The sequence below is a fragment of the Pseudomonas sp. MF4836 genome (assembly GCF_002018875.1).
In the GTDB taxonomy this organism is placed as follows: Bacteria; Pseudomonadota; Gammaproteobacteria; order Pseudomonadales; family Pseudomonadaceae; genus Aquipseudomonas.
On sequence record NZ_MVOL01000029.1, the window covers coordinates 1 to 16223 of the forward strand.

Annotated in this window: 4 protein-coding genes; 3 read left to right on the forward strand and 1 reads right to left on the reverse strand. The window is 63.8% G+C overall.

What is annotated here, in order from left to right:
* The 3 genes from MF4836_RS34090 to MF4836_RS34100 form a co-directional block, all read left to right on the forward strand.
* Positions 1–3580 (forward strand): amino acid adenylation domain-containing protein (locus MF4836_RS34090; RefSeq protein WP_238596258.1); only part of this gene is annotated, 3580 nt, incomplete at its 5' end.
* On the forward strand, positions 3580–12240 hold the full coding sequence (locus MF4836_RS34095; protein ID WP_078474073.1) for a non-ribosomal peptide synthetase: 8661 nt from the start codon (positions 3580–3582) through the stop codon (positions 12238–12240). The genes MF4836_RS34090 and MF4836_RS34095, both read left to right, overlap by 1 nt.
* 68 nt (positions 12241–12308) lie before the next feature.
* Positions 12309–13271 (forward strand): alpha/beta hydrolase, encoded by a 963-nt coding sequence (locus MF4836_RS34100; protein ID WP_078474074.1) that lies wholly within the window; start codon positions 12309–12311, stop codon positions 13269–13271.
* Positions 13272–13376: 105 nt separating this feature from the next.
* On the opposite strand, the gene MF4836_RS34105 is transcribed toward MF4836_RS34100, so the two are convergent.
* Positions 13377–15944, reverse strand: a complete 2568-nt coding sequence (locus MF4836_RS34105; protein ID WP_078474075.1) for a TonB-dependent siderophore receptor — start codon at positions 15942–15944, stop codon at positions 13377–13379.
* Positions 15945–16223: the final 279 nt, after the last annotated feature.

The following is a 16223-nucleotide window of genomic DNA, read 5'->3' on the forward strand; positions in this document are numbered from 1 at the left end:
GGTCCCGGCGCACCTGTTGTTCCTCGACACCCTGCCATTGACCGGCAACGGCAAGCTGGACCGCAAGGCTCTGCCCCAGCCGGATGCCAGCCTGTTGCAACAGGCCTATGTGGCGCCGCAAAGCGAGTTGGAACAGCAGATCGCGGCGATCTGGCAGGACGTGCTGAAGCTGGAGCAGGTCGGCCTCACTGACGATTTCTTCGAACTCGGCGGGCATTCGCTGCTGGCGACCCAGGTAGTGTCGCGGGTGCGCCAGAGCCTGGGTCTTGAGGTGGCGCTGCGGACCTTGTTCGAGCACAGCCGGCTGGCGGAGTTTGCCGCGTCCCTGGGTTGCAAGACTTCCGCCGGCGAGCCACCGCTGAAAAGGGTCGAACGCAACAAGCCGCTGCCACTGTCCTATGCCCAGGAGCGGCAGCTGTTTCTATGGCAGTTCTACCCCGAGAGCAACGCGTACCACATTCCGGCCGCCATCCGCATGCGCGGTGAGTTGGATATCCAGGCGTTGCAATACAGCCTGAATGCGCTTCTGGCACGCCACGAAAGCTTGCGCACGACATTCGTCGAACAAGGCGAACACAGCGTGCAAGTCATCGCCGACCACGCACTCCTTGACCTGAGTGTGGATCAGCGACCGGTGCAGCCGCTCTCCCCCCAACAAATCGAAGACTGCATCGAGCACGAAACCCGCAAGCCATTCAACCTGGCGCAAGGACCTCTGTTGCGAGCCAGGCTCGTGTCCCTGGCCGACGACGAGTACCTGTTGCTGCTGACACAGCACCACATCGTGTCGGACGGCTGGTCAACCCAGGTCATGGTCGAAGAGTTGATCGAACTCTATGCAGCAAACACCGAGCAGCGTGCGCCGAACCTGCCCGAGCTGCCGATTCAGTACGCCGACTATGCGGTCTGGCAGCGGCAATGGATGGAGGCAGGCGAGCGCGAGCGGCAACTGGCGTACTGGGTCGGGCAACTGGGCGGTGAGCAGAAGACACTGGAACTGCCGACCGATCACCTGCGACCTGCCAGGCAGAGCTTTCGTGGCGCGAAAATCGATGTGCCATTGAGCGCCGCACTGAGCCAGGGCTTGAAGGCGCTGACACACCGCGAAGGTGTTACCCCCTTTATGTTGCTCCTGGCGTCGTTCCAGATCTTGCTGCATCGCTACAGCGGGCAGACGGATATTCGCGTCGGTGCCCCTATTGCCAACCGCAATCGGGTCGAGACCGAGCGCCTGATCGGCTTCTTCGTCAACACCCTGGTGCTGAAGTCGGAACTGAACGGCCTGATGTCCGTCACTCAGTTGCTGGCGCAAGTCAAACAGACCGCTCTGGATGCCCAGAGCCATCAGGACCTGCCGTTCGAGCAACTGGTGGAAGCCCTGCAACCGGAACGCACCCTGAGCCAGAACCCGTTGTTCCAGGTGCTGTTCAACCATCACAGTGAGCAGTTGCAACAGCGAACCGATAGGCAATTGCCGAACCTGCAACTCGAAAGCCTGGAAGCCGACAGCCTTACCGCAAAATTCGACCTGGCCCTGGACATCTTCGACAGCAGCGAAGGCCTGCATGCCGTATTGACCTACGCCGCGGATCTGTTTGCACCCTCGACGGCCGAGCGCATGGCCCGGCATTGGCAGAACCTGCTGCAGACCATGGTCAGCGACCCTGAACAAGCCATCAGCGATCTGGCGATGATCGATGCCAGTGAACAACAGCTGATGGTCAACCACTGGAACGCGACGGCGGTCGACAATTCGCTGGAGCGGGCCATCCACCAGTTGATCGAAGAGCAGGTCGAGAGAACTCCCGATGCTCCGGCACTGGCTTTTGCCAGCGAGCAGTTGAGCTACCACCAGCTCAACCAGCGGGCCAACCAGCTCGCGCACAAGCTGATCGAACAGGGTGTGGGCCCGGATGTGCGGGTGGGCATCGCCCTTGAGCGCAGCGTGGAAATGATCGTCGGGCTGCTGGCCGTGCTCAAGGCCGGTGGCGCTTATGTGCCGCTGGATCCGGCCTACCCCGAAGATCGCCTGTTCTACATGATGCAGGACAGCGGGCTGCGGCTGCTGCTGACCCAGCGCGCGCTGCTGGAGCAATTGCCGATCCCCGAAGGTGTGCAGAGCCTGGAGCTGGATCAGGATCCGTCCTGGCTCGAGGGTTATGACAAGGCCAACCCGACCCGCCGCCTCTCCCCGGAAAACCTGGCCTACGTCATCTACACCTCCGGTTCCACGGGCAAGCCCAAGGGGGTCATGGTGCTCCACGGCGCGCTGAACAACTTCATCTCCAGCATGGCCCGGGCTCCGGGGCTGGCCAGCAGCGATTGCATGATGTCGCTGACCACTTTCTCCTTCGATATCTTCGGCCTGGAAATCTACCTGCCGCTCAAGGTCGGCGCGCGCATTGTCCTCAGCGGCCAAGGCATGAACCTCGACCCCCAGGCCATCCTGGACAGCGTGCAACGCCAGGGCGTCACCGCGCTCCAGGCAACGCCTTCGACCTGGCGGATGCTGCTCGACCACCCGCACCACGAGGCCCTGCGCAACTGCAAACTGCTGTGCGGCGGCGAAGCGCTGTCCGAGGAACTGGCAGCGCGCATGCTCGGGTTGTCGGCGCAGGTGTGGAACCTGTACGGCCCGACGGAAACCACCATCTGGTCGGCGGTCTACCCCTTGAGTCCGCAGCAGCCTGCGCCGTACCTCGGTCACCCGATCGACAACACCTCGCTGTACATCGTCGACCCGTACCTGGCCACCGCGCCCGTGGGCGCCGCAGGCGAACTGCTGATTGGCGGCGACGGTCTGGCCCGGGGCTATTTCCAGCGGCCGGCGCTGACGGCGGAACGCTTCCTGCCGGATCCGTTCGGGCCACCGGGCGCGCGGGTCTATCGCACCGGCGACCTGGCCCGGTATCGCCAGGACGGCGTGATCGAATACCTCAGCCGTATCGACCACCAGGTGAAGATCCGCGGCTTCAGGATCGAGCTGGGAGAAATCGAATCCCGGGTCCTGGAACTGGACGAAGTGCGTGAGGTGGCGGTCGTCGCCAATGACACCCACGCCGGGCCACAACTGGTGGGTTATGTCGTGGCCGTCGAACCTCCAGCCGTTGCCGAGCACCAGGCCCTGCACCTGAAACTCAAGGCCTGGCTCAGCGAAAGCCTGCCTGACTACATGGTCCCGGCGCACTGGGTGATCGTGGAAAAACTGCCGCTCACGCCCAACGGCAAGCTGGATCGCAAGGCGCTGCCCGCGATCGATATCAGCCTGTTGCAAAGAACCTACGTCGCCCCGCACAGCGAGCTGGAAAAACAACTGGCAGCGATCTGGGCCAGCATCCTCAACGTCGAGTCGATCGGTTTGAACGACAACTTCTTCGAGCTCGGCGGGCACTCCCTGCTGGCGGTACGCGTGGTATCGCGGGTGCAACTGGAGCTGGGCATGCAGATGAGCGCACAACAGATGTTCCAGTCACCCACCCTCGGCGCCCTGGCTGGTGAACTGCAACAGTCCGGCAACCCGATCGACACCCTGAAACTGAGCAAGCTAGAAGCACTGTTCGACGAAATGGAGGAAGTTTGATGGACCAGAATATGGCCGCACGAATCGCCAAGCGGTTCATCACCCTGCCGTTGGACAAGCGCAAGCTGTTCCTGGAAAAGATGCTCGGCGAAGGCGTTTCACCCGCCAACCTGCCGATTCCTGCGGTGCAATCGGAGGTGGAGCTGATCCCCCTGTCGTTTGCTCAGGAACGCCAGTGGTTTCTCTGGCAACTGGAGCCAACGAGCACCGCCTACCACCTGTCTGTGGCCTTGCGCATGCAGGGCGAGCTGGATGTCCAGGCGCTGGAGCGCAGCTTCAATGCCTTGATCGAGCGCCACCAGACCTTGCGCACCACCTTTGAACAGACCGAAGACGGCGCGGTGCAGGTGATCGCTCCGCAGTGGTCGCTCAAGGTCGTTGTCGAGCGGGCCGAGCCGGTGCTGGACGAGCTGGCCCGCGAGCGCGTGATCAAGGCCTTCGTCGATGCCCAGACCCAGGAGCTGTTCGACCTGCAACAGGGCCCCCTGCTGCGGGTCAGGTTGCTGCGGCTGGCGGCCCACGAGCACATCATGGTGATCGCCCAGCACCATATTGTTTCCGACGCGGCCTCGCTGCAGGTCATGGTCAGCGACCTGGTCGAGCTGTATGCCGCCGCCAGCCTGGGGCAGCCGGCCGACCTGGCGCCACTGCCGATCCAGTACGCCGACTACGCCATCTGGCAACGACGCTGGATGGAAGCCGGCGAGCGCGAGCGGCAACTGGCCTACTGGACGGACCAGCTCGGCGATGAACAACCGGTGCTCGAACTGCCCCTCGATCGGCCACGCCCAGCGGTCCAGAGCTACCGCGGCGCGCGCCTGGATATCGTGCTCGACACGGCCCTGGGTCAGGGCCTCAAGCAGCTCGCCCAGCAGGAAAACGTGACCCCGTTCATGCTGTTGCTGGCCTCGTTCCAGACCTTGCTCCACCGCTACAGCCGCCAGGACGACATCCGCATCGGCGTGCCGGTGGCCAACCGCAATCGGGTTGAAACCGAAGGCCTGATCGGCTTCTTCGTCAACACCCAGGTACTCAAGGCCGACTTCACCGAGGCGCTGCGCTTCTGTGACCTGCTGCAACAGGTCAAGCACACCGCGATACAGGCCCAGGCCTACCAGGACTTGCCATTTGGCCATCTGGTAGAAGCCCTGCAACCGGAACGCAACCTGAGCCTTACACCGCTGTTCCAGGTGCTGTACAACCACCGCGGCTCGGCCCGGGACGCCAGCAGCGAGAAAGCGACGCACCCGCAACCGCTGCTGATCGAAAGCCTGGACTGGGAAATCACCAGCGCCCAGTTCGACCTGACCCTGAACACGGTGGAGTCCGCCGAAGGCATCGCCGCGACACTGACTTACGCCACGGATCTGTTCGACCGCAGCACCGTCGAACGCCTGGCCGGTCACTGGCAGAACCTGCTGCGGGGAATCGTCGCCAACCCGCAGCAAGCCATCGCTGAGCTGCCCTTGCTGGACGCCAGCGAGCAGCAACAGAACCTCAAGCAGTGGAACCCCGATACGGCGCACTGCCCCAGCGAACGCTGCCTGCATCAACTGATCGAGGCCCAGGCCGAGCGCGCGCCCCAGGCCATTGCGGTGAGCCTGGGCCAGCAACGGTTGACCTATGCCCAGCTCAACAGCCGGGCCAACCAGTTGGCCCACGCCCTGATCGAGCACCAGGTCGGACCGGACGTCATGGTCGGGCTGGCGGTCGAGCGCAGCCTGGACATGATCATCGGCCTGCTGGCCATCCTCAAGGCCGGCGGTGCCTACGTGCCGCTGGACCCAGCCTACCCGCAGGAGCGCCTGGCCTACATGATGCAAGACAGCGGCCTGTCGCTGTTGCTGACCCAGGCCGAGGTCCGGGATCGCCTGCCGATCCCATCGCAGATCAGGACCCTGCTGATCGATGCCCACGAACCGGATCGCTTCAGCAGCGCCAACCCGCAGGTCGCGCTGGACCCGGCCAACCTGGCCTATGTGATCTACACCTCCGGCTCCACCGGCAACCCCAAGGGCGCCCTGCTCGCCCATCACAACGTGCTGCGCCTGTTCAAGGCCACCGAGGGCTGGTTCCAGTTTGGCCCGCAGGACGTCTGGAGTCTGTTTCACTCCTATGCCTTCGACTTCTCGGTCTGGGAAATCTTTGGCGCGCTGCTTTACGGCGGCCGGCTGGCTATGGTGCCGCAGGAGGTCAGCCGCTCACCGGAAGACTTCTTCACGCTGTTGTGCGACGAGGGCGTCACGGTGCTGAACCAGACCCCCTCCGCCTTCAAGCAACTGCTGCAAGTGGCCTGCTCCCCCGAGCAGGCCGGGGCCAGCCTCGCCCTGCGCTATGTGGTATTTGGCGGCGAAGCCCTGGAAGTGCAGAGCCTGCGCCCCTGGTTCCAGCGGTTTGGCGACCAGCAGCCGCAGTTGATCAATATGTACGGCATCACCGAAACCACGGTGCATGTGACCTACCGCCCCATCACCCTGGCCGACTTGCAGCAGGAAGCCTCCAGCCCGATCGGCGTACCGATTCCCGACCTGTCCTGGTACCTGCTCGACGCGCATTTGAACCCGGTGCCCAAAGGCTGCATCGGTGAGCTCTATGTCGGCCAGGCCGGCCTGGCCCGCGGCTATCTGAAACGTGCCGACCTGAGCGCCACGCGTTTTATTCCCGATCCGTTCGGCGCCCCGGGTGAACGCCTGTACCGTACCGGCGACCTGGCGCGCTATCGCGCCGACGGCGTGATCGAGTACGCCGGGCGCATCGACCATCAGGTCAAGATCCGCGGTTTCCGTATCGAACTGGGAGAGATCGAAGCCCGTTTGCTGCACCTGCCGCAGATCCGCGAAGCGGTGGTGCTGGCCCAAGCCGGGCCGAACGGCCAGCAACTGGTGGCGTATGTGGTGCCCAACAGCGTACCCGACGGGGCCGAGGCCAGCAGCGCACTGCGCGATGAGATCAAGGCCCGGCTCAAGGAAGAGCTGCCGGACTACATGGTTCCGGCGCACCTGCTGTTTATCCCGCAGCTGCCGCTGACGGCCAATGGCAAGCTGGACCGCAAGGCCCTGCCGCAACCGGACGCCAGCCAACTGCAACGGGTCTATGTGGCGCCGCAAAGCGAGCTGGAACAACGGATCGCCGAACTCTGGCAGAGCGTGCTGAAACTGCCGCAAGTGGGGTTGAACGACAACTTCTTCGAACTCGGCGGCGACTCGATCATCTCCATCCAGCTGGTCAGCCGCGCGCGCCAGGCCGGCATCCGCTTCAGCCCCAAGGACCTGTTTCAGCACCAGACCGTCAGGAGCCTGGCCAACGTCGCCCAGACCACCCAGGACAGCGGGCAAATCGACCAGGGCGCGGTCACGGGCACCACGCCGTTGCTGGCCATCCAGCAGATGTTTTTCGACACCCCGATTCCCCAGCGTCAGCACTGGAACCAGTCGGTCATGCTCAAGCCCGCCAAGCCGTTGGATGGCGAACTGCTGGAGCAGACCCTGCAGCACCTGACCCGCCACCACGATGCCCTGCGCCTGAGTTTCAGCGAGGATCAGGGGCAATGGCGCGCGACGTTCCTGGCGCCCCAGCCGAGCACCCGACTGCTCTGGCAGGCAAGCGTCGCCAACACCGACGAACTGGAACACTGGGCGGAAAAAGCCCAGGCCAGCCTCGACCTGCACGCCGGCCCCTTGCTGCGCGGGCTGCTGGCCACGTTGCAGGACGGCAGTCAGCGCCTGTTGCTGGTGGTGCACCACCTGGCGGTCGACGGGGTGTCGTGGCGGATTCTGTTCGAAGACTTGCAACACGCCTACACCCAGTTGCTGGGCGGCCAGGCCGTGGCCCTGCAAGACAAGACCAGCGCCGTCAAGGACTGGGCCGAACAGTTGCAAGGTCACGCCCGCAGTGAAGCCTTGCAGAAAGAGCTGACCTATTGGCAGGAGCAATTGCAGGATGTGCCGGCAACGCTGCCCTGCGATCGCCCCGACGGCGGCCTGCAGAACCGCCATGGCCGCAGCCTGGAAACGCGCCTGGACCCGCACCTGACTCGACAACTGCTGCAAGACGCCCCCGCGGCCTACCGGACCCAGATCAACGACCTGCTGCTCACCGCCCTGGCACGGGTGCTCCAGCGCTGGACCGGTTACTCCAGCAACCTGATCCAGCTCGAAGGCCATGGCCGCGAAGAGCTGTTCGATCATCTGGACCTGACGCGCACCGTCGGCTGGTTCACCAGTGTCTTCCCGGTCAAGTTGAGCCTGGCCGCCGACCTCGGCGACTCGATCAAGCAGATCAAGGAACAACTGCGGGCAATCCCCAACAAAGGTATCGGCTTCGGTGCCCTGCGCTACCTCGGGGACCCGCAGACCCAGGACACCCTGAGCCGTTTGCCCGAACCGCGGATCACCTTCAACTACCTGGGCCAGTTCGATGGCAGCTTCGATCGCGACCAAGGTGCGCTGTTCGCCCCCGCCGAGGAAAGCACCGGCGCCAATCAAAGCCCGCAGGCGCCCCTGGGCAACTGGCTCAGCCTCAATGGCCAGGTCTACGGTGGCGAGCTGAAGATCGGCTGGGGCTACAGCAGCGACATGTTCGATGATTCGACCATCCAGCACCTGGCGGACGACTTTGCCCGTGAACTGGCGGTGGTCATCGAACACTGCTGCGACCCTCGCCATCAGGGGCTGACCCCGGCGGACTTCCCGGTCGCCCGCATCACCCAGCAGCAACTGGACCGCCTGCCGGTCCCGGCCAATCGGGTGGAAGACCTTTATCCACTGTCACCGATGCAGCAAGGCATGCTGTTCCACAGCCTGGAAGCGTCCGGCGACAGCCTGTACATCAACCAGATGAGCGTCGCGGTCGAAGGCCTGGATCCCGCGCGGTTCATTGCCGCGTGGAACAGCGCCATCGCCCGCCATGAAATCCTGCGCAGCGGGTTCTGGTCGGCCAGCGAACTCGCCGAGCCGCTGCAGGTTGTGTACAAGAGCGCCACCCTGCCGACCCGGATCCTCGACTGGCAGGATCGCCCCTTCGACCCGCAAGCACTGGAGGCACTGCTCGCCGAGGACTGCGCCGAAGGTTTCGACCTGCTGCGCGCGCCGCTGACCCGGCTGACCCTGGTCAAGCTCGACGTGCAACGCTATCACCTGATCTGGACCAGCCACCACATCCTCATGGATGGCTGGTCCAGCTCGCGCCTGCTGGGTGAGGTCTTTGAGCTGTACAACGGCCGCCCCGCGCCGGCCATTCGCGGTCACTACCGTGACTATATCCAGTGGTTGCAGAATCAGTCTCAGGCCACCCTCGAGCAGTTCTGGAAAGACAAGCTGCAAGGCTTCGGCGGCTCGACCTCGCTGTCCAACAGCCTGAGCCCGCGCCCTGCCGCCGACCTGCAAGGCCATGCCGCGCTGTACCTGAATTGGGATGAAGGCCAGACCCGGCGCCTGCGCGAGCAGGCCCAACGCCTGCGAGTGACCCCCAACACGCTGATCCAGGCCACCTGGCTGCTCTTGCTGCAACGCTACACCGGCCAGGAAAGCGTGTGCTTCGGCGCCACGGTGGCCGGTCGTCCGGCCAGCCTGCCGGGCGCCGAAGATGTGCTCGGGCTGTTCATCAATACCCTGCCGATCATCCAGGCGCCGCAGCCGCAGGCGCTGCTGGGCCAGTGGCTGCAGGATCTGCAGAGCTACAACCTGGAAGTCCGTGATCACGAACATGCCTCCCTGGCCGACGTGCAGCGCTGGTCCGGTCAAGGCGGCCAGGCGCTGTTCGACAGCATCATCGTGTTCGAAAACTACCCGGTGGATGAGCGTCTGCAGGAAGCCGGGCAAAATCAGCTCAGCTTCGGCGAAGTCAGCAACCGCGACGTCACCAACTTTGCCATGGACCTGGCGATCAACCTCGGCACGACGCTGAAGATCGAGTTCCTGTACCTGCGCAACCGCCTTACCGAAGACGCCACCGAGCAGGTCCGACGCAGCTTCGAGACGCTGCTGCTGGCCATGCTCGATCAGCCGGACGCCACCCTGGGCAGCCTCGGCATGCTGGCCGCCGCCGAGCAGCACGCCCTGCTGCAAAGCAACCAACTGCCAGCCGCGGGCACTTCCCAGCCGCTGCTGGCCGAGGTCGTGCGCCACCACGCCACCACCCGCCCTGACGCCCTGGCAGTGGTCTGTGGCGATAGCCGCCTGACCTATGGCGAGCTGGAAGCCCGCGCCAACCGCCTGGCCCATTACCTGATCAGCCAGGGCGTGGGGCCGGAAGTGTTCGTCGGCATCGCCCTGGAACGCTCGGTAGACGTGATTGTGGCCTTCTACGCAGTGATGAAGACCGGTGGCGCCTATGTGCCACTGGACATCGACTATCCGCCGGAGCGGATCCAGTGGATCGTCGAAGACTCGGCCATGAGCGTGCTGATCACCCAGGGCGCCCTGGCTTCACGTTTCGAGGGCCTCTCGACCGCACGCCTGGAGCTCGACCGGCTGCGACTGGATGCACAGCCATCGACCTGCCCAGCCACGGCCGTACTGGACGACAACCTCGCGTACCTGATCTACACCTCGGGGTCCACCGGCAAACCCAAGGGCGTGGCGGTGTCCCATGGCCAGATCCGCATGCATTGCCAGGCGATTGCCGAGCGCTATGACATGGATGTGAATACCCGCGAACTGCTGTTTATGTCCTTCGCCTTCGACGGCGCCCAGGAACGCTGGCTGGCGACCCTGCTCAGCGGCGCCCAACTGGTGGTCCGCGGCAACCCGCTGTGGACCCCGGAAGAAACCTGGCACGCACTGCATGCGCATCAGATCAGCATCGCCTGCTTCCCGCCGGCCTACCTGCAGCAACTGGCCGAGTACGCCGAAAGCCAGGATCAGACGCCACCGCCGGTGCGCATCTATTGCTTCGGCGGCGATGCGGTGGCCGAAGCCAACTTCGAGCTCGTCAAGCGCGCCCTCAAGCCCGCCTACCTGACCAATGGCTACGGCCCGACGGAGACGGTCGTGACCCCGCTGCTGTGGAAGGTCAAAGCTGACCAGAACTGCGGCGCGGTCTACGCGCCAATCGGCACACGCATCGGGGAACGCACCCTGTACGTGCTCGATGAGCAGCTCAACCCGCTGCCCAATGGGGTCGCGGGCGAGCTGTATATCGGCGGCGAAGGCGTGGCCCGGGGTTATCACCAGCGCCCCGGTCTGAGTGCAGAGCGGTTTGTTGTCGACCCGTTCAGCGCCAATGGCAGCCGCCTGTATCGCACCGGCGACCTGGTGCGCCAGCGCGTCGACGGTGTGATCGACTACCTCGGGCGCCTGGACAACCAGGTCAAGATCCGTGGCTTTCGCATCGAACTGGGGGAAATCGAGGCCCGCCTGCGCGATCAAGCCCTGGTGCAGGACGCCGTGGTGGTCGCCCGGGAAACCGGCGCCGGCAAACAACTGATCGGTTATGTGGTCGCCGCCCCGGACCCGAGCCTGGGTGAGCAACTGCGCAACGCCTTGAGTCGGGAACTGCCCGACTACATGGTGCCTTCGCAGATCCTGGTCCTGGCGGCCTTGCCATTGAACCCCAACGGCAAGCTGGATCGCCTGGCCCTGCCGGACCCGGATTTCAAGGGACGGGAGTTCGTCGCGCCGCGCAATGCCCTGGAACAGGCTCTGGCCAGCATCTGGCAAGAGGTCCTGGAGCTTGAGCAGGTCGGCGTCACCGATAACTTCTTCGAGCTGGGCGGCGACTCCCTGCGGATTCTCAAGGTCCTGTCCAAGGTCCGTGGACGCAGCGACCTGGGCATCGAGCTGAAGCTGCGGGACATGATCGGCAAGCCGACCATTGCCGAGCTGTCGGGCTATGACCCCGAGGCGCACAACAGCCTCGATCCGTTGCTGCTGCTCAACAGCCGGGTGGCGGCACGCCGTCCGTTGTTCTGCCTGCACGCCGGCTTCGGCACGGTGTTCGACTACGAGCCCCTGGCCCGGCGCCTGGAAGGCCAGCGCAGTGTCTACGGACTGCAATGCCGGATGCTGCTGGACCGTCACTGGGAGGACGAATCCCTGGGCGCCATGGCCATCGACTATGCCCAGTACATTCGCCAGAAACAGGCTGACGGCCCGTACCACCTGCTGGGCTGGTCCCTGGGTGGCACCCTGGCGCTGCTGGTGGCCCAGGAGCTGGAGAGCCAGGGGCAACAGGTGGAGTTCCTGGGCCTGGTGGACAGCTTTGTGCCGAGCCTGACGCCCGAAGTCGACAATGACGACTGGAGCGATGATCTGCGCAGCTTCCTCGCGGTGATCTTCGGCTTGCCGGCGCACCAGCTGCCGCCGTTCAGCCTTCGCGCCCACAGCGACCTGGCGACCCTGGAGCCGCTGATCGCCGGGGTGCAGCAGGCCCTGGCGAGCGCCTCGGCTTACGCCGGGATCAGCAGCGATGAGCTGGCCCATACCTTCAGCGTGGCCATGAAACTCAAGGTCCTGTCGCTGCAACTGGACGCCCTGCCCGAGACCCGCAGCCGCCCGTATTGCTGGTGGGCCAAGGCTAACGCCAGCGACCCGAACCAGCGCCTCGAGGCGGCACAGGCCAACGAGCAACTGCTGGCCGGGCACTTCGACATCCTCAAGCAAGCGGCCTTCCTCAAGGACGCACTGCAACAGCTGGAGCAACCGGAAACGGTGGCCCCGTAAGCCCTTTGCCGCTGCGGATGGTCCGCAGCGGCAGCCTGAACCGACACTGTTTTCACAAGGAACCCGCAATGCCCCTGGACCCCGATCTCGAAGGCTTTCTGGAGCTGGCACACATGGGCCGCCTGAGCGGCAAGAGTCAGCCCATGCATGCGTTGAGCGTGCAACAGGCCCGCGCCGAATTCGAGCAGACCTCCGCCGTGCTCGACCCCTGCCCGCCGGCCTCGGTCAGCGTCACTACCCTGAGCGTGCCGACCCGGGACGGCCAGGCCATGCCGGCACGGCTGTACCGCGCAGCAGGCACCGGCAGCGAACTGCAAGCCACGATTCTGTACCTGCATGGTGGCGGCTATGTGGTCGGTAGCCTGGACTCCCACGATTCGATCTGTCGGCGCCTGGCCGCCAGCGGCCGGCATGCGGTCCTGGCGCCGGCCTATCGCCTGGCCCCGGAATCACCGTTCCCGACCGCAGTACACGACGCCCTGGATGCGGCCAACTGGCTGGCGGAAAATGCCGCCTCGCTGCACCTGGACCACCAGCGCACCCATGTCGCCGGCGACAGCGTCGGCGCCACCCTGGCCACCGTGCTGGCCATTTCGGAGGTCATGCAGCCCCGGCAGATCCAGCTCAAGCCCAGGAGCCAATTGCTGTTTTACCCGGTGACCGACACCTCGACCCTGCGTCCGTCCCACAGCCGTTATGCCGAAGACCACCTGCTGGAAACCGCGACCCTGGAGTGGTTTTACCAGCACTACTGCCCGACGCCGGAGCAGCGTCTGGACTGGCGGGTCTCGCCCCTGCTGACCCAGGACCTGCCGGCCCTGGCACCGGCCTACATCAGCCTCGCGGAATACGACCCGCTGTATGACGAAGGCCTGGCCTACGCCGAGCTCCTGCAGGCACGCGGCACCGCGGTGACCCTTGAGGTGCAGAAGGGCCTGACCCATGACTTCCTGCGCATGAATGGCATCGTCGCGGGGGTCGAGGGGATCTACCAGAAGCTTGAGCAGTGGCTGGCCGATCAACCCGCTTGATACCTTGCGCCCAATAAAAAGCCCGATGCAGTGCATCGGGCTTTTTATTGGGCGCCACTTGCTATTGGGGGCCTGCTGGACGACAGGCGTCGCCTTCGGTGTGACCTACCAGAATGTCCCGCGCAGGGTCAGCATCTGATTGCGCGGCTCGCCATACCAGTTCTGCCGGTTGGAAGGGCCGACTGTCGAGTAGTAGACCTTGTCGAAAATATTGTTGAGGTTGTAGGCCAGGGTCCAGTGCTCGTCCACCCGGTATTCCGCCATGGCATTCCAGACCGCGTAGCCACTCTGGTTATAGTCGAAAGGGTGAGTCAATGGCCGGCCGTTAGAGCCGAGCACCGGCTTGAGGTCGCTATCCAGCACGGTGGCCACGCCGCTGACGTAGTCCTTGCTCTGCAGCGTTACCCCGCCCCCGACCTTCAGGTCATTGAGCACGCCCGGCAGGCGATAGGTGGACCACAGCTTGGCACTGTGCCTCGGCGTGATGCTGCTGAAGGTGGAATTGGTCGTGCGGTCCTTGTTGTGGTTGTAGGTGTAACCCGCCATGAGGTTCCAGTCAGGCATAACTTCGCCGCTGATCTCGGCATCGAAGCCTTTGCTGACCACCTTGCCCTGGGCCAGGTAGCAGCAACTGCCGGCGAACAGGACGTCAGTCTCGGGGTAGTTTGGATCGAGTACGGCCTGGTTTTCACGCTCGGTGTAGTACAGCGCAAACGAGGTATTGACGGCCCCACCCCACAACTCGCCCTTGATTCCGGTTTCATAGGTCTTGCCGGTCATGGCCTCCAGCGAGCTACCGGGCAACGGCCCCTTGGATTGCAGCTGCTGCGGCTTGTAGATCTCTGAATAGCTGACATAGGTCGACCACTGGTCATTCAGGTCAAAGACCAGGCCACCGTAGGGGACCACCTTGGTCGGTTCGCGACGGTGGACGTCGGACAGTGTGGTCCAGGCATCCGGGTTGGCTGGGTCGATCGGGTCCACGTCCCGCTCGCGATAGGTCTGGTCAAACTTGTAGCGCTGCACCCGGGCACCGACGATCAGGTGCAGCGGATCGGCCAGTTGCAGGCGCAAGGTCGAGTACAGGCCGTACTGGGCTTGTGAGTTGGGGCTGTAGTCCCGGGTGTAGCGCCGGTCGTTGGGCTGGTTGGGCCAGGGCGTGGAATCCGGGTCGAATACATCCACATCACCGCCATTGGGCAAACCATCGGTCCCGCGCCAGCGGCTGGTGATCTTCTGATAGTCCGCGCCCAGGAGCAGTTCGTGCTCCCGATCAAAGGCCGTGAATTTGCCGGCAAGGTTCATATCTAAGAGCCGCTGCTCACTGCGATAGGAGTTGATCGAGCCGTACCAGAAAGGCCCGGTCTTATCGACCAGATCCACCCCGCCCAGGACCGCGGAGCTCTTGATCAGACCCGACTCCAGGGTTTGGGTGTAGCTGAGGTTGCCCTTCCAGTTGTCATTGAATTCATGGTCGACCTTGGCAAACAGTTCGTCCGAGCGACCATCCTGATAAGCCCAATTGGTGGTCAGGCTGGTGCGCCGAGACAAGCCCAGGTCACCACCGTCGAGGTAGCGCGGCACACCGGTGCCGATGCCGTTGTCGTGCAGGCGTTCGGAACGACCGCCCAGGGTCAGGCGCGTGGCATCGGTGACATCCGCTTCGAGCACGCCATAGATAATGGGTTTTTCAGTGCTGCGATTGTCCAGGAAGTACTGGCGGTCGGTGTAGGCCGCCACCAGGCGCCCACGCAGCTTGCCATCAAAGGCCAAGGGGCCGGTGACATCGAGCTGCGTACGGTAGTTGTCCCAGGTCCCTGCGGAAGTCTCGACCTTCAACTGGTAGGCATCCAGGGGGCGTTTGCGCACCAGGTTGATCATGCCGCCCGGATCGCCGGTGCCGCCGAACAAACCGGAGGACCCGCGCAGCACTTCAACGTGGTCGAATTCCACCAGGTCATAGTTCTTATACGAATAGAAACTGCCGGCCGTGGTCCCTAGCGCCATGGGGGCCGCCCCATCGATCTGGATATTCTCGATGACGAAGCCGCGCGAGTAGTAGCTGGACAGGTTGGAGTTGGCGGTTTTCACCGTGATCCCGGGGGTCTCCTTCATCGCATCGGTCAGGCTGCTCATGCGCCGTTCCTGGATCACCTGGTCGGTGATCACCGACACCGATTGCGGAGTCTGACGCAAGCTGGTCGGGGTCTTCGAACCGATACTGGTCAGCCCGGTGGTGTAGGAGCCCGAGTTCTCGGTCATCTCCCCCATGCCCTGGCCTTTGATACTGGTGGTGCCCAACTCCAGCGCCGTGGAGCCTCCGGCGTCATTGGTCAGGAACACCGTGTTGTTCTCGATCCGATATTTGAGCCCCGCGCCTTGCAGCAGGGTGTTCAGGGCCTCCCCAGGCTCCATTTCACCGATCACCGGCGAGGACTTTTTGCCACGCACCAGTTCCGGCCCGTAGAGAATCTGCAGCCCGGTCTGGTTCCCCAGCTCAGTCAGCGCCTTGTCCAGCGGCTGGGCCGGGATATTGACGTGGGCGCTTTGTGCCTGGACGCCGCTGGAGACACCAAGGGCCAGCCCCAAGACTACGATGGAAGCCGACGTGCGCCAGAGGGCCAATGGCTGTTTCAGCACATTCCGTGCGCGCCTTGCCTGTTCAGGTTTCATAGCGTTGGATCACCCCAGATATCGTCATTCAAGTTGGAAGATCGCCACCTCTTGGGATGGCTGACCGGTCATTTGGCGGTCCACTGCCACAATCGTCCCGGCATCATGACGGGGCGATTTCCTTCAAATTCGGTGTAGAGCCATTAGAAGACGAGCAAAAATAAAATAAATTAGAAAGATTCACATTCAGAACACAAAAAAATACAAAGCACCGCCGGCGCGGCGGGCCATGCGTCGGTTTTTCATGACAGGGGACTGATAAAAAAGCCCCTGCCAGAA

Excerpts from the sequence above, each read along its gene's own strand:
- MF4836_RS34100 (WP_078474074.1), top strand. The coding sequence starts at position 12,309 with ATGCCCCTGGACCCCGATCTCGAAGGCTTTCTGGAGCTGGCACACATG.
- MF4836_RS34105 (WP_078474075.1), bottom strand. The coding sequence starts at position 15,944 with ATGAAACCTGAACAGGCAAGGCGCGCACGGAATGTGCTGAAACAGCCA.
- MF4836_RS34095 (WP_078474073.1), top strand. The coding sequence starts at position 3,580 with ATGGACCAGAATATGGCCGCACGAATCGCCAAGCGGTTCATCACCCTG.